Here is a 13,841-nt window from a genome sequence, read left to right on the forward strand (position 1 = left end):
CTCATGTCGAACCCGCCGGTTTCATGAATGCGCGGACGCGGCGCGACAGATTGCTGCGATGTGCTACGACGAAGGACACGGGGATCGCCCGGCGACGCAAATCGGGCATGACCTCCACCAGCGCTCCACTCTTCAAGTATTGGCCAATCCCCAGGAATGGCGCCTGAATCAGGCCAAGGCCGGCGACGTCGCCGTTCTCATCACCGTGCTGGTGCTGGAGTTGAGACCACCCGGTCAGCCGACTTTCGTTGCGTTGCTATCCCTGTGGCCGACGTGGCTGAGTTACGCTGTGAGTTACATCTTCATCGCCATCGTCTGGGCCAATCACCACTACCTCATGCGCTACGCTCGCGAGACGACACCGCACCTCATGTGGTTCAATTTCGCGCATTTGTTTTCGATCTCACTGCTCCCGCTATCCACTGCTTGGATGGCGGTGAGCGAACTCGAGCCGCAGGCCGTACCCTGGTGAATGCAACCTACATCGGGCTGATCTGGGAGCTGCTCGATCGGCGAAGCAGCGTCAAGATTTCGCCCAAAGTACGCAGGCTCATGCGCGTCCGATCCTTCACGACCTTGGCCCTCTTCGGCGTGGCTGCAATGATTGCGCTGAAGTACCCCCTTGTGGGCTTGGGTCTCTGCATCTGCTGTCTGCTCGGCTATTTGAATCCCGAACCGCCAATGGCTGAAACGCGGCGAAACTGACAAAAGTAGGCCTAACTCCGCAGCGTTTTTGCGATTTCATAGCGCTGCTCGCGCATCACACATCAGGGTGTCCCCGTTCCTGCAGCACCCAAGTGTTGCCATCTGGATCCGAGAAGCCCGCGAAGCTGGCATAGTCTCGGTGGTTGGGGTCGAAACCTGGGGCGAACGCCCCACCCCAGCCGTCGATCGGAGCCTTGTGCTTGAGTTCGCTGACTTCGACTCCGCGTTCGAGCAACCGGCTTCGCGCAGTCTCAATATCCGTAACAACGAGATAGATGTTGCGAAGCGACCCTGCGGGCGCGTCCGTAACGCCTTTGCCGAATTGTATTGAGCAGTGGGAGCCAGGCGGCGTGAGCTGGACCACACGGAAGGTGGTGTTCGGCGCATAGTCGACATCGAGCGCAAAGCCGACCCGGTCCACATAAAACCGGAGCGCACGATCGATATCGCTTACAAATCGATGACTAGATCACGGGTCGGTTGCGAGCAGCAAATGAGAAGGTTGCCGTCGGCCGGCCTTTCAAGCGGTTCAGGCTCATAGGCGATCGCGCCTGATATCAACCCACTTTCGCAGTTGTGACAAACACCGGTTCGGCATGACCACCGGGAGGGAACGTCACAGGCCTCTGCCAGCTCCAGAATGCTCCGGTACACTGAAGGGTTCCAATGGGCGGCTACACCACTTCGAGCGAAGGACACAAGGTTGGAAATGCGGCGGACTTCGGGATAGGCGTCGGTGTAGGACCATGCCGCCTGACGAGCGTCGCCAATAGAATAATAGCTGCAGAGCCCTTTGTAGGGACAGAACGTCTGAAGCTTTACCGCTGTGAGGGAGGACTCGTGGATGTCATCACGAGGGACATACCAGCGTGGAGCGAACCCGGATTCGTAAAGGCCCAATGGATGCCTGGTATCCGCAACGACGCGGTCGTTGTAGCGGACCACGAGGTGACGAGAACTCTGTCGAATATCTATGCGATGGTATGGGTCGGCAGCATGACCCAGGATTCGTTCGTCTTCTTCATAGAAGGCATCCATGGCGCGCCATGCGAACGCCAATCGTCCCTGGAGTTCTGTTGCATGGGCAGGGAGGTTCGTGTGTGCCACGCTCCTCTGGCCGCCACGTGTTGCTCGCCTACCCGGACAGTGTACCATGAAGTAGACCCAAGATCAGGATGTTGGGTGATCTGCTCTGTCCGCTCCAACACATGTGCTGAAATGTCGGACTCCGGAAAATAAGCTACCGGGTAGCGGGCGGGTTCAAACAGTAGGAGAACGTCGTCGCTTTCGGCAACCCAAACCCCGCCAAACAATACGCGCATGCGCCGGCGCAGCCGTTCCACATATAACATTCTCTTGGGCAACGCTTCGGGGACGAGAAACCGACCGATGGCTCCCGTCGAGAGAGGACCTTGTTGCCAAGACAGTCCCACTGCTCAGTTTCCGATATCGCGGCAGAGCCGCAAATAGCTATTTGCAACGTAAGTCCGAGAAATTGGTTCCACGACCGATCGCAAACTTCCAGAGCGGCTCGCGCGCTCGGAAATTCGCACCCACTTCGCGGAAGACGGCTAGGCGACTGCAAGCCGGCTGAGGGACGGCCGTTCGCACGCTATATGGGTCGATCAAATCGGCGCGGCGCAGCAGCAATCGGCCATTCAACCACCCCAGCGATTGTCCACTTTGGCAGGCGCATTGCCTATAACCTGGTAGTCCGCTTTGGCCCCGAAATGCGACATTCACACTCGTCTCGGCAACCGCACCTTCCTGCCCCGCGCGCCTCACGCCGTCTTCTGCGCCACCAGCCCCAGCTCTTCCACCATGGCCTGGCGCATCAGGAATTTCTGCGGCTTGCCGGTCACCGTCATCGGCAATTCGGCGCGGAAGCGGATGTGGCGCGGAACCTTGTAATGCGCGATCTGGCCGGCGCAGAAGGCCTTGATCTCCTGCTCGGTGGCGATCTGGCCGGGCTTGAGCACAATCCAGGCGCAGAGCTCCTCGCCGTATTTGGCGTCGGGAATGCCGAACACCTGCACCTCCCTGACCTTAGGGTGCCGGTAGAGGAACTCCTCGACCTCGCGCGGATAGACGTTCTCGCCGCCGCGGATGACCATGTCCTTGACCCGGCCGACGATGTTGCAATAGCCCTCGGCATCGATCGTGGCGAGGTCGCCCGTATGCATCCAGCCGTCGGCATCGATCGCCTCGCGGGTCTTGTCCTCGTCGTCCCAATAGCCCTTCATCACGGAATAGCCGCGTGTGCAGAGTTCGCCCGGCGCACCGACGGCAACGGTTGCGCCATCGGCATCGACGGCCTTGACCTCGACATGAGGATGAACGCGCCCGACAGTCGAGACGCGTTTTTCCAAGGGGTCGTCGACGCTGCTCTGGAAGGAGACCGGGCTGGTCTCGGTCATGCCGTAGGCGATGGTCACTTCGGACATATGCATCAGCGACACCACCTTCTTCATCACCTCGATCGGGCATGGCGAGCCGGCCATGATGCCGGTGCGCAGGCTGGACAGGTCGAAGGCCGCGAAATCGGGATGGTCGAGCAGGCCGACGAACATGGTCGGCACGCCGTAGAGGCCGGTGCAGCGTTCCTGCGCCACGGCGTTCAGCGTGGCGCCGGCATCGAAGCCCTCGCCAGGGAACACCATGGTCGAGCCCTTGGTGACACAGCCCATCGTACCCATCGACATGCCGAAGCAATGGTAGAGCGGCACGGGAATGCAAAGCCGGTCGTCGACCGTCAACCTGATGGCCGAGGTGACGAAATTGCCGTTGTTGAGGATGTTGTTGTGGGTCAGCGTCGCGCCCTTGGGTGCGCCCGTGGTGCCGCTGGTGAACTGGATGTTGATGGCGTCGTCCGGCTTCAGCCCCTCGGAGATGCGGTCGAGGCTGTCATGCTCGTCGCGCCCCGCCATCGCCAGCACATCGGCGAAATTGAACATGCCGGGCGAGTTCTCCTCGCCCATGCGGATGACGATCCGGAGCGCGGGCAGTTTCTGTGCCCTGAGCTTGCCGGGCGTGGCCGTCGCGATCTCCGGCGCCAGCGTCTCGATCATGCCGAGATAATCCGAGGTCTTGAAGCTGGCCGCGGTGACCAGAGCCTTGCAGCCGACCTTGTTCAGCGCATAGTCCAGCTCGGTGAGCCGGTAGGCCGGGTTGATGTTGACCAGGATCAGGCCGATGCGGGCGGTGGCGAATTGCGTCACCAGCCATTCCCAGCGGTTGGGCGACCAGATGCCGACGCGATCTCCCTTTTCGAGGCCCAGCGCCAGGAAACCGGCGGCCAGCGCATCCACCGTGTCGGACAGCTCGCTCCAGGTGAAGCGCTTGTCCTGGCCGACGAAGACGGCGGCATCGAGCGTGCCGTATTTGCCGGCCGTGTCGGAGAACAGCGCGGGGATGGTCTTGTCGAGCAGCGGCACGCCGCGCTCGCCCGAGACGTGCGCCTTGCCGTCGACGGGCGCGACAAAGACGCTGCCGGCGCGCGCCCCGCGTCCGCGCAAACTGGTGGCGTTCTTCAGCTCGTCGAGATTGACCGGCATCGCTCTCTCCTCCCAGAACATCCGAGCCTATCAGCCTGCCGGGACGGTGGAAATCCCGCCGAAGGTAGGGCCAAGCTTCGAAGGCGGACCGCGCCGCCTTCCACGGTCATAAGAATGGCAGGGTCGTGAGAATGGCGCAGAACGAAAAAACCGCCTCGAAGGGCGGGGGGCGCAAATCATCACCATACCAATATTAGTAGCATAGTGGCCGGCACAAAGCAAGAACAAAATTTGTCCGCGGCCAGCTATCCCTTCACCGAGGCCATGCTGGCCGCTATGTCGCGCAGCATCGTCTCGTCGGCCGTGGAACGCGTCTTTCGCGATGCGACGAGACACGCCTGCGACCGCAGCACGACGCCGTCGGCCAGCACCTTGAGATGGTTGGCGCGCAGCGTCGAGCCGGTGGTGGTGATGTCGACGATGACGTCGGCAAGGCCGGCCGCTGGCGCGCCTTCGGTGGCGCCCAGGCTCTCGACGATGCGATAGACCTGGATGCCGTGCTTCTGCGAGAAGAATTGCTGGGTCAGCCGCCAGTATTTGGTGGCGATCCTGAGCCGCCTTCCATGACGCTGGCGGAAATCGGCGGCGACATCATCGAGGTCGGCCATGGTCTCCACGTCGAGCCAGATGTCGGGCACGGCCACCACGACATCGGCATGACCGAAGCCGAGACGGGCGACGATCTCGGCGCGCGCCTCCCAGTCGGCGAGGTTCTCGCGCACGAGGTCCTCGCCGGTGATGCCGAGATCGACGGCACCTTGGCCAATCTCGCCCGATATTTCGGACGCGGACAGGAAAACGACCTCGACATTGTCCATGCCTTCGACGCGAGCGTGATATTTGCGCTCGTCACCGGGCAGGCTGATGGCGAGGCCGGCTTTCGCCAGCACCTCCAGCGCCTGCTCCTTCAACCGGCCCTTGGAGGGGATCGCCAGCGTGATCATGGCGCGCGCTCCCGCAATGCCTCGATGCGGTCGAGCCAGACCGAGAAGCCGACGCCGGGGATCGGCGTCTTGGCGCCGAGCAGCGTCAGCAGCCGGTCGTAGCGGCCGCCGCCGGCCAGCGGCCTGTCACCATCTTGCGCCGCGATCTCGAAGACGAGGCCGGTGTAATAATCGAGCGGCCGGCCGAAGGCCGCGTCATAGCGGATCTTTTGTGCCGGCAGGCCATTCGCCTCGACGGCCTTGGCGCGCGCCGCGAACTTTTCCAGCGCGGCTCCCAGCGAAAGCCCGGCGGCACCGGCAAAACTCTCGAGCGCCTGGGCCGCGCCATCGAGCGGCACGTCGATCGCCAGAAAGGTCTTCAGCGCCGCGAAGGCTTCGTTGGACAGCCGCACGCTGCGCAGTTCGGCCTTTTCGATCAGCCGCCGCGCGATATCGGCCGGCGCGCGTCCGGCCGAAGCCGACAGGCCGGCCTGTTCCATTCCGCCGGCTATATGCGCGGAGAGACCGTCCAGGTCACCGTCGAGCACAAGTGCCGCGACCGGGCCGGAGAGCTGGCTGTTGCGCGGCGGATTGGCGAGATCGGCAAGGGCTGCCTCCAGCATCGTCGCCGAGCCGAAGGCGCGGGCGAGCCGCATGCGCCAGCCGCGCGGCAGGCCGAGAGCCGCCAGCACCGCCTCGAAGATGGCCTGGTCGCCGAGTGTGATCGCGAGCGCCTGGCCCGGCAGCGCCAGGGACAGCAGCGCATGCGCGTCGGCCACCGAACGGGCATCGGCAGCGGCCGTGTCGCGGTCGCCGAGATCCTCGATGCCGGCCTGGAAGAACTCGTTGCCGCCTTCGCGGCGCTGGCGGAAAACCTCGCCCAGATAGGAGTAGCGACGCGGCGTACCGGCCTGGCTGGCGATATGATCGAGGCAGACGGGAATGGTGAATTCCGGCCGCAGGCAGAGCGTCTGCCCGGTCTCGCTCTCGGTCAGGAAAATGCGGCGGCGCAAATCCTCGCCGGCCATGTCGAGGAAGGGATCGGCCGGCTGCAGCACGGCGACCTCCACCGCATGCGTCTCGCGGGTCGCGAACAGGCCGGCGATGTCGGCCGCGATGGCGGGATAGCGGGAGGTCATAGAGCCCATGGGCGCGAGGCACCCCCTCTGTCCTGCCGGACATCTCCCCCGCAAGGGGGAGATCGGCAGCTTCGAGCGCAGCGCCTTTTCTGCCACGACGGAGATTGGCGAAAGCATACGCGACATCCAATCTCCCCCTTGCGGGGGAGATGGCCGGCAGGCCAGAGGGGGGTGCTCAAGCGCCACCCTTCGCGCGGTCGGCTGCCTGCGCCGCCAGGATCTTTCTCACCTCTGCCACCAGCTCGCCTTCCGCCACCGTGACCTGTGCCGGGCGGGCGGCACGCCATTCGGCGTTGTCCGTGATCTCGGCCGACAGGCGCGCGCCTTCGATCAGGTCCTTGATCTGCAATTCGCCCTTGGCGCGCTCGTCGCCGCCCTGGATGATCGCGACCGGGCAGCCGCGACGGTCGGCATATTTGAGCTGCGCCTTCATGCCGGCGCCGCCGAGATACATTTCGGAGCGAATGCCTGCGGCACGCAGCTCGCCCACCATCTGCTGGTAGCGGCCGAGGCTTTCGGTGTCCCTGTCCATCACCAGCACGACGACCGGCGCAATCACGTCGGTGCTGTCGAGCTTGCCGAGGTTCTTCAGCGCCGTCATCAGCCTGGAAACGCCGATGGAAAAACCGGTCGCCGGCACCGGCTCACCGCGGAAGCGCGACACCAGCCCGTCATAGCGCCCGCCGCCGCCGACCGAACCGAAGCGCACGATCTGGCCATCCTCGTTGGGAATCTCAGCCAGGAGCTCGGCCTCGAAGACCGGGCCGGTGTAATATTCGAGACCACGCACGACGGAAAAATCAATCTGGACTCGGTCCTCATAGCCAGCAGCGCGGATCAAAGGCACGAACTGCTCAACCATATCGTTGATGGCATCGTCATAGGGGAGATGAGACATCCCTCCCAGAGGATCCGGCACCCCGCCAGTTTCGCCGGCAATTTGATCCAGCCTATCTTTTAGGTCATCAATCGTTGTGGCCTGCGTAACCGCAAGAACATATCGAATTGCCCTATCAGTCAGGTTTGCACCTTTCGTGAAGTCGCCGCTCTCATCGCGACGACCGGCGCCCAGGAGAAGCTTGACCCCCTCCTCTCCGATCTTGTCTCGCTTGTCGAGCGCACGAAGCACGGTGAGACGCTTTTCCTCCGGCACTCGTGCTGCATCGAGCACCCCGTCCAAGATTTTTCGATTATTCACTCGGATTGCATATTGCCCGCGAGGAATTCCCAAAGCTTCCATCACGTCCGCCATCATCATGGTCATCTCGGCGTCCGCGGCCATGTTTGCCGTGCCGATCGTGTCGGCGTCGAACTGCATGAACTGGCGGAAGCGGCCGGGACCGGGCTTCTCGTTGCGGAACACCCAGCCGGAACGGTAGCTGCGATAGGGTTTTGGCAGGCGCTCGAAATTCTCGGCGACGAAACGCGCCGTCGGCGCGGTCAGGTCGTAGCGCAGCGACAGCCACTGGTCGTCATCGTCCTGGAAGGAGAACACGCCCTCGTTCGGCCGGTCCTGGTCGGGCAGGAATTTTCCGAGCGCATCGGTGTATTCGATCAGCGGCTGGTCGGCGGGTTCGAAACCGTAGAGTTCGTAGACCGAGCGGATGGTCGCCATCATCTTCTCGACGGCGCGGATATCTTCGGCGCTGCGGTCGGCAAAACCGCGCGGCAGCCGCGCTTTCGTCTTTTCCGATTTGTCGGCCATGGATTCGCCCGGTGTTTCGTGTTGCTGAAAACTCAACAGCGTTGCGATTTTCGCAACGGGCGTGTCCTAACCGAACAGGTCCTACCGGGCAAGGCCGGCGGCAGGCGCTGTCTCCATGCATGCGAGAAGGCACGCGGGCGTTCGCCGAAACAAAAACGCACCGAAAATGAAACAATCCCGCCATCGGCGCGGCATCGTGCCGACATAATCGAGGCCGATACAGCGCACCGCAATGGAGGGGTTCGGGACATGATGAGCGCGGTGGAATTTCACGACAACAGGGATGCGGGCGACATGCCGGCACGCCTGCGCGCCGCAGATGTCCATGCTCCCAGCATGATCGGCCAGCCGGCCGGACCGTTCGAGGTACACGCCGATACCGGACCTTCCCTGCGCGACGCATTGGTGACCGGCCTGCTGGTGATCTATCCAACCGTCGCCACCGTGGTCGCGATCGTCGCCGGCCTTTTCCTGGGAAGTGCCAACGGCGCCTGAGGCTATTTCGGCCGTTTGAAAGCCTTCCGCTCCTTCTCGACCTGCTTGCGGCACACACACCCCTCGAGATGATCGTTGACGAGGCCCATCGCCTGCATGAAGGCGTAGACCGTGGTCGGGCCGACAAAGGTCCAGCCGCGCTTCTTCAGGTCCTTGGAAATGCGGATCGAGACCGCCGTGGTCGGATTGGCGCGCAGATGGGCGAGGTCGACGACCTGCGGCCGTTCCTCCTTGCCGGGTTCGAACTTCCAGAACCAGGCGGCGAGCGAGCCAAATTCATCGACCATTTCGCGGGCGCGTTTGGCGTTGTTGATGGTCGAGACGATCTTGCCGCGATGGCGGATGATGCCGGCATCGCCGAGCAGGCGCTCGACGTCTTTGTCGGTGAAGGCGGCGACCTTGTCGAAATCAAAGCCGGCGAAAGCGGCGCGAAAATTCTCCCGCTTGCGCAGGATCGTCAGCCAGGACAGGCCCGACTGGAAACCTTCGAGACAGATCTTCTCGAACAGCCGGCGGTCGTCCGCCACCGGGCGGCCCCATTCATGGTCATGGTAATGCAGGTAGTCGGGCAGATTGCCGTGCCAGAAGCAGCGCGCGACACCGTCGGGTCCGGCGAGAAGGCCGGTTTGTTCCTTGTCCATGGCGAGAATTCCATTCGTTAACGCGCTGGTTGCGCTGCTTTACCTTGGCTTTACCAGATTCCTGAACGCGGCGGTAACCACACCAAAAGGTTTACCGACAGTTTCGCATTTTACACATTCCGATTCATGTTTCGGTTGCTGTTCCCGCGCCAATGATCGCTGAACCGGGAGGTCGTTTCCACCCGGTTTGTCAGACGATCAAGGTGCTTTCCCGATGAAGAGAGTTTTGTTTTCCGTGCTCGGCGCCGTGGCTGCGTTTTCCGCAGGCGTCACACCTTCCACGGCCGGAGACCGCTATGCCGACAGACCGCCGGTGATGGTGAGCCCCGACCTTTCCGCCCCCTGGGTGCTGCAGCTTGGCCAAGCGCCGGGGATCGTGCGGCAGAACCGGCAGGTCGCGCAGCAGCCGCGCCCGCGTTATGCGCAGCCCGACCGCGTGCAAACGGCGGCCGTGCAGGCCCCGGCCAAGCGCATGGTCGCGCGCCCGCAGATCAATCCGATCTACCTGCCGCAGGAAGTCGCCTATGACGGCTCCCAGAAGCCGGGCACCATCGTCATCGATACGACCCAGAACTTCCTCTATCTGGTCGAGAAGGACGGCAAGGCGCGGCGCTATGGCGTCGGCACCGGCAAGCCGGGCTTCGAATGGTCGGGCACGCACAAGATCACCAACAAGCGGGTCTGGCCGGACTGGCGCCCGCCTGCCGCGATGATCAAGCGCGAGGCCGCCAAGGGGCGCTACCTGCCAACTTACCTGGCCGGTGGCATGGAGAACCCGCTGGGCGCGCGCGCGCTCTATCTCGGCAGTACGGAATATCGCATCCACGGCACCAACCAGCCCTGGACCATCGGCGGCGCCGTGTCATCGGGCTGCATCCGCATGCGCAACGAGGATGTCGTCGACCTTTATGAACGGGTCGATGTCGGAACCACTGTCGAGGTGATATAATAGTTGCTGCAGAATCACCCGATCCGGAAGCGCAGCGCTTCCCGGGATCGGAAGGAATATCGGGGGACGGGCCGTATGGGGATGCGGCCGGTCAGAAAGGGCGGCACGGGAAACCGTGCTGCCCTTTCCGTTTCGGACGAAGCACTGCCGCGCCCGCACGTCGCGCAAAAGGCATGACGGTTCGCATTCGTGCTGCCATTGCCGCGGTTCTTTTGCTATGGCAAGCCAACGCACAGGTCAGAAGAGTCCGATCATGTCACTGTCCGACGACAGCCGCTATCTCAAGGGCGGCCCGGTTGCCCGGCGCATCATCGCCGCCGTGCGCGAGGATGCGGCGATCGCAAGGGCCGAAGGTTTCCCGCCCAAACTGGTGTCGATCACCGTCGGCGATACGGCGGCGGTGGATGTCTATGTACGCAACCAGCGCGCCAAGGCGGAACTGGCGGGCATCGATTTCGAAGAACGGCGCTTTCCCGCCACCATTACCGCGGGCGAACTGGAAGCGGCGATCCACGGCCTGAACGCCGATCCGCGCGTTACCGGCATCATCATCCAGCGGCCGGTGCCGGCGCATATCCCGATCAGGACGTTGCAGGCGGCGGTGCATCCGCTGAAGGACGTCGAAGGCATGCATCCGGCCTCGATCGGCAACATCGTCTACAACCAGCTCGATCTGGCGCCCTGCACGGCGGCCGCCTCAGTCGAGCTGCTCAAGGAAACCGGCCTCGACCTCAAGGGCCTGGAAGTGGTGATCGTCGGCCACTCCGAGATCGTCGGCAAGCCGATCGCTTTCCTCTTGATGAGCGAAGGCGCGACGGTCACGGTCTGCCACCACATGACGCGCTCGGTCGCCGCGCACGCGCGCCGCGCCGATGCGCTGTTCGTCGCCGTCGGCAAGCCGCGCCTGATCAAGGCCGACATGGTAAAGCCGGGTGCGGCCGTCATCGACATCGGCATCAATTCCGAGACGCTGCCGGACGGTTCCACCCGTATCGTCGGGGACGTCGACACCGACAGCGTGAAGGACGTGGCCTCCTGGATCACGCCGGTGCCGGGCGGCGTCGGTCCGATCACCGTTGCGATCCTGCTGCGCAACACGATGGTGGCGCTCAGCCGCCAGCGCGCGCTCTACGAGGCGACCTACGGCACGATCGACAGGCTGGCGGCCGAATAACGCCGGGGCGGCCCCTACTCAGCGGCGATCAGGCCGGGTTCCGCGACACCTTCCGGCCTCGGCCCGCCATAGGCCCAGTCGAGCAGCTTGATCGTATGCACCACCGGCAGCTTCGCGGCAGACGCGATCTGCGTTATGCAGCCGATATTGCCGGTGGCGACGACCGAAGCGCCGGTAGCCTCGATGTTTTTCACCTTGCGGTCGCGCAGCCCGGCCGAAATATCCGGCTGCAAGATGTTGTAGGTGCCGGCCGAACCGCAGCACAAATGCCCTTCGCGCGGCTCGCGCACGATGAAACCGGCTTTGGCCAGCAATTCCCTAGGCTGGCGGGTGATCTTCTGGCCGTGCTGCATCGAACAGGCCGAATGATAGGCGACGACCGTGCCCGGCTTGCGCACCGGTTCGGGCAGGTCGATGGTGGTCAGGTATTCGGTAATGTCCTTGGCCAGCGCGGAGACACGTGCAGCCTTCTCGGCGTAGGCCGGATCAAGCCGCAGCATGAAACCGTAGTCCTTGATGGTCGTGCCGCAGCCCGACGCGGTGATGATGATGGCATCGATCCCGCCTTGTTCAATCGCGCGGGTCCAGGCATCGACATTTTGCCTTGCAGAAGCAAGGGCGGCTTGCTCGCGGCCCATGTGATGGACGAGCGCGCCGCAACAGCCCTCGCCCGGCGGCACCACGACCTCGACCCCAAGCCGCGTCAGCAGTGAAATGGTCGTGTCGTTGATGGCGGGATCGAGCACCGATTGCGCGCAACCGGTGAGGATGGCGACGCGGCCCCTCTTCGCCCCCTGCCCGGTATGGGTGCCCGGCGAAGCCATCGGCGATGCTCCCGGGATCGATTCCGGGGCGAGCTTGAGCATTGCGCCAAGCGGCTTCAATGCCGGGATCTTCTCGAACAGGCCGATGAACGGCTTGCCCAGTTTCGCCAATTTGAGCGCGGCGCGAAAACGCCGGGGATAGGGCAGGACGAAGGCCAGCATGGCGCGGGTCAGGCGATCGAGCAGCGGCCGCCTATAGGTCTGCTGGATATGGGCGCGGGCATGGTCGACCAGATGCATGTAGTTGACGCCAGACGGGCAGGTGGTCATGCAGGCGAGGCAGGAAAGGCAGCGATCGATATGGGTGACGATCTCCTTGTCGGCGGGGCGACCGTTTTCCAGCATGTCCTTGATCAGGTAGATGCGCCCGCGCGGTGAATCGAGTTCGTTGCCCAGCGTCACATAGGTCGGGCAGGTGGCGGTGCAGAAGCCGCAATGCACGCATTTACGCAGGATTTTTTCCGACTCGGCGACATGCGGGTCGGCAAGCTGTGCGGGCGAGAAATTGGTCTGCATCTCTGATGTCCTAGGCCATGCGGCCGGGATTGAGGATGTTCTTGGGGTCGAATTCCTGCTTCAGCCGCTGGCTGAGCGCAGTCAGCGCCGGAGCCTGCGGCTCGAACACCGGCAGAGCGGCGCGATGCGAAGGAGCCGCGCGCACCAACGTCGCATGACCGCCGCCATGTTTTCTCAGAAGTCCGCGCAGCAGCGTCGCTTCCGGGTCACCCTCCTCCATGCGCAGCCACACCAGTCCGCCCTGCCAGTCATAGAAGGCGCTGACGGCAGCCTGCATGCGCAGCGTGAAAACCATCTGGTGCGCCTGGGCAGGCGCCATCGATACGCGCCAGACCGGTTTGTCGCTGTTGTCCGCGAAAGGCCTGCAATCGCGCACGTCACGCCACAGGGCAGCCGACGCTTCGCTGGAAATCTCCTCCAGTGGTCCGGCATTTCCGAGCAACGTCTTCAGCGCGGCGATGCGATAGACGACGGAGGGGCCAAAACCTTCCACCCGCAGCAGCGTGGCCGCATCATTGCCGAGCACGCCTGCGGCAACCCGTGCGGCAATCCGCTCCGGCAGGTGCGCGGCGCTCGATACTTCCGCACTGGAGCCGAGCGCCAGCGCCATCGCCGCGGCGGCCGCATCGTCGAGCAGGCCGCGGACGGCGAGCGTGACCTCGGTCTCGGCCGACGGCAGCACCTTGAAGGTGACGTCGGTGAACACGGCCAGCGTGCCCCAACTGTTGGCCATCAGCTTGGACAAGTCATAACCGGTGACGTTCTTGACCACGCGGCCGCCGGATTTGAAGGCCTCGCCGCGGCCGGAAACCACATGGATGCCCAGGATATGGTCGCGCGCCGCCCCCGCCTTCAGCCGGCGCGGGCCGGAGAGGTTCGCTGCAAGCGCACCACCAAGCGTGCCCTTGCCTGGCTCGCCGCCGAGCAGCGGGCCGTAATCCATCGGCTCGAAAGCGAGTTGCTGGCCGTTTTGCGCCAGCAGCGTCTCGATTTCGGCCAGTGGCGTGCCGGCCTTTGCCGACAGCACCAGTTCGGCGGGCTCATAGAGCGTGACGCCGGAGAGCTTCGACAGGTCGAGCGTGTGCTCGGTCTGCAGCGGACGACCGATGCCGCGCTTGGAGCCGTGGCCGAGGATTTCGAGCGGCGAGCCTTCCGCCGCCGCCCAGGCGACGGTGGAGAGGACTTCGGAAGGGGTGGTGGGAGTGAAGGTGGTCAT

General features: G+C 63.7%; 14 protein-coding genes and 2 pseudogenes. 5 read left to right on the forward strand and 11 right to left on the reverse strand.

All coding sequences use genetic code 11. The features are described 5' to 3' along the window. Positions 1-58 precede the first annotated feature (58 nt). Positions 59-472: a TMEM175 family protein gene (locus ACIU1A_RS19210; RefSeq protein WP_404925015.1), complete on the forward strand. Its 414-nt coding sequence runs from the start codon at positions 59-61 to the stop codon at positions 470-472. Further along, positions 469-705 carry a hypothetical protein gene (locus ACIU1A_RS19215; RefSeq protein ID WP_404925016.1) on the forward strand — a complete coding sequence of 79 codons (237 nt, stop codon included), beginning with the start codon at positions 469-471 and terminating at the stop codon, positions 703-705. The genes ACIU1A_RS19210 and ACIU1A_RS19215 overlap by 4 nt, the downstream gene beginning before the upstream one ends. Positions 706-760: 55 nt before the next feature. Here the strand turns inward: ACIU1A_RS19215 and ACIU1A_RS19220 are convergent, their stop codons facing one another. The 8 genes and pseudogenes from ACIU1A_RS19220 to hisS all read right to left on the reverse strand — a co-directional run bounded on the left by ACIU1A_RS19220 (position 761) and on the right by hisS (position 8,026). Continuing rightward, positions 761-1,126: a hypothetical protein gene (locus ACIU1A_RS19220; RefSeq protein WP_210239845.1), complete on the reverse strand. Its 366-nt coding sequence runs from the start codon at positions 1,124-1,126 to the stop codon at positions 761-763. A gap of 29 nt (positions 1,127-1,155) precedes the next feature. Continuing rightward, positions 1,156-1,407, reverse strand: a pseudogene (locus ACIU1A_RS19225) (2Fe-2S iron-sulfur cluster-binding protein); the annotation flags it as partial. Positions 1,408-1,449: 42 nt separating this feature from the next. Beyond that, a pseudogene (locus ACIU1A_RS19230) lies at positions 1,450-1,743 on the reverse strand (DUF427 domain-containing protein); the annotation flags it as partial. Further along, positions 1,677-2,057, reverse strand: a complete 381-nt coding sequence (locus tag ACIU1A_RS19235) for a DUF427 domain-containing protein (protein ID WP_404927966.1) — start codon at positions 2,055-2,057, stop codon at positions 1,677-1,679. The pseudogene ACIU1A_RS19230 and the gene ACIU1A_RS19235, both read right to left, overlap by 67 nt. 429 nt (positions 2,058-2,486) lie before the next feature. Then, complete coding sequence (locus ACIU1A_RS19240; RefSeq protein ID WP_404925017.1) at positions 2,487-4,259, reverse strand: AMP-binding protein; 1,773 nt, start codon at positions 4,257-4,259, stop codon at positions 2,487-2,489. A gap of 245 nt (positions 4,260-4,504) precedes the next feature. Then, complete coding sequence (gene hisG / locus ACIU1A_RS19245) at positions 4,505-5,203, reverse strand: ATP phosphoribosyltransferase (protein WP_140763359.1); 699 nt, start codon at positions 5,201-5,203, stop codon at positions 4,505-4,507. Continuing rightward, positions 5,200-6,321 carry an ATP phosphoribosyltransferase regulatory subunit gene (locus ACIU1A_RS19250; protein WP_404927967.1) on the reverse strand — a complete coding sequence of 374 codons (1,122 nt, stop codon included), beginning with the start codon at positions 6,319-6,321 and terminating at the stop codon, positions 5,200-5,202. Before ACIU1A_RS19250 ends, hisG begins: the two co-directional genes overlap by 4 nt. Before the next feature lie 175 nt (positions 6,322-6,496). Continuing rightward, positions 6,497-8,026 carry a histidine--tRNA ligase gene (gene hisS, locus ACIU1A_RS19255; RefSeq protein WP_404925018.1) on the reverse strand — a complete coding sequence of 510 codons (1,530 nt, stop codon included), beginning with the start codon at positions 8,024-8,026 and terminating at the stop codon, positions 6,497-6,499. 249 nt (positions 8,027-8,275) lie between these two features. Here hisS and ACIU1A_RS19260 point away from each other — a divergent pair, with 249 nt between their 5' ends. Continuing rightward, entirely contained in the window at positions 8,276-8,521 is a 246-nt protein-coding gene (locus ACIU1A_RS19260; RefSeq protein WP_140560408.1) for a hypothetical protein, read from the forward strand. 2 nt (positions 8,522-8,523) lie between these two features. On the opposite strand, the gene ACIU1A_RS19265 is transcribed toward ACIU1A_RS19260, so the two are convergent. Next, positions 8,524-9,162 carry a DNA-3-methyladenine glycosylase I gene (locus ACIU1A_RS19265; protein WP_404925019.1) on the reverse strand — a complete coding sequence of 213 codons (639 nt, stop codon included), beginning with the start codon at positions 9,160-9,162 and terminating at the stop codon, positions 8,524-8,526. Positions 9,163-9,376: 214 nt separating this feature from the next. Between ACIU1A_RS19265 and ACIU1A_RS19270 the strand changes: the two genes are divergently transcribed. After that, entirely contained in the window at positions 9,377-10,111 is a 735-nt protein-coding gene (locus ACIU1A_RS19270) for a L,D-transpeptidase (protein WP_404925020.1), read from the forward strand. A 253-nt stretch (positions 10,112-10,364) separates the two neighbouring features. Beyond that, positions 10,365-11,285: a bifunctional 5,10-methylenetetrahydrofolate dehydrogenase/5,10-methenyltetrahydrofolate cyclohydrolase gene (locus ACIU1A_RS19275; protein WP_140552409.1), complete on the forward strand. Its 921-nt coding sequence runs from the start codon at positions 10,365-10,367 to the stop codon at positions 11,283-11,285. Positions 11,286-11,299: 14 nt separating this feature from the next. Here ACIU1A_RS19275 and glcF read toward each other — a convergent pair whose 3' ends face one another. Further along, positions 11,300-12,625 carry a glycolate oxidase subunit GlcF gene (gene glcF / locus ACIU1A_RS19280; RefSeq protein ID WP_404925021.1) on the reverse strand — a complete coding sequence of 442 codons (1,326 nt, stop codon included), beginning with the start codon at positions 12,623-12,625 and terminating at the stop codon, positions 11,300-11,302. A gap of 10 nt (positions 12,626-12,635) precedes the next feature. Next, a complete protein-coding gene (gene glcE / locus ACIU1A_RS19285; protein WP_140880743.1) occupies positions 12,636-13,841 on the reverse strand; it encodes a glycolate oxidase subunit GlcE in 1,206 nt (401 codons plus the stop codon).

Source organism: Mesorhizobium maamorense, from assembly GCF_044998965.1.
Taxonomy (GTDB): Bacteria; Pseudomonadota; Alphaproteobacteria; order Rhizobiales; family Rhizobiaceae; genus Mesorhizobium.

What these genes read in the sequence shown, in the direction of transcription:
- ACIU1A_RS19275 (WP_140552409.1), top strand. Translation starts at nt 10,365, where the DNA reads ATGTCACTGTCCGACGACAGCCGCTATCTCAAGGGCGGCCCGGTTGCC.
- ACIU1A_RS19235 (WP_404927966.1), bottom strand. Translation starts at nt 2,057, where the DNA reads ATGTTATATGTGGAACGGCTGCGCCGGCGCATGCGCGTATTGTTTGGC.
- glcE (WP_140880743.1), bottom strand. Translation starts at nt 13,841, where the DNA reads ATGACCACCTTCACTCCCACCACCCCTTCCGAAGTCCTCTCCACCGTC.
- glcF (WP_404925021.1), bottom strand. Translation starts at nt 12,625, where the DNA reads ATGCAGACCAATTTCTCGCCCGCACAGCTTGCCGACCCGCATGTCGCC.
- ACIU1A_RS19210 (WP_404925015.1), top strand. Translation starts at nt 59, where the DNA reads ATGTGCTACGACGAAGGACACGGGGATCGCCCGGCGACGCAAATCGGG.
- ACIU1A_RS19265 (WP_404925019.1), bottom strand. Translation starts at nt 9,162, where the DNA reads ATGGACAAGGAACAAACCGGCCTTCTCGCCGGACCCGACGGTGTCGCG.
- ACIU1A_RS19270 (WP_404925020.1), top strand. Translation starts at nt 9,377, where the DNA reads ATGAAGAGAGTTTTGTTTTCCGTGCTCGGCGCCGTGGCTGCGTTTTCC.
- ACIU1A_RS19240 (WP_404925017.1), bottom strand. Translation starts at nt 4,259, where the DNA reads ATGCCGGTCAATCTCGACGAGCTGAAGAACGCCACCAGTTTGCGCGGA.
- hisS (WP_404925018.1), bottom strand. Translation starts at nt 8,026, where the DNA reads ATGGCCGACAAATCGGAAAAGACGAAAGCGCGGCTGCCGCGCGGTTTT.
- ACIU1A_RS19260 (WP_140560408.1), top strand. Translation starts at nt 8,276, where the DNA reads ATGATGAGCGCGGTGGAATTTCACGACAACAGGGATGCGGGCGACATG.
- hisG (WP_140763359.1), bottom strand. Translation starts at nt 5,203, where the DNA reads ATGATCACGCTGGCGATCCCCTCCAAGGGCCGGTTGAAGGAGCAGGCG.
- ACIU1A_RS19250 (WP_404927967.1), bottom strand. Translation starts at nt 6,321, where the DNA reads ATGACCTCCCGCTATCCCGCCATCGCGGCCGACATCGCCGGCCTGTTC.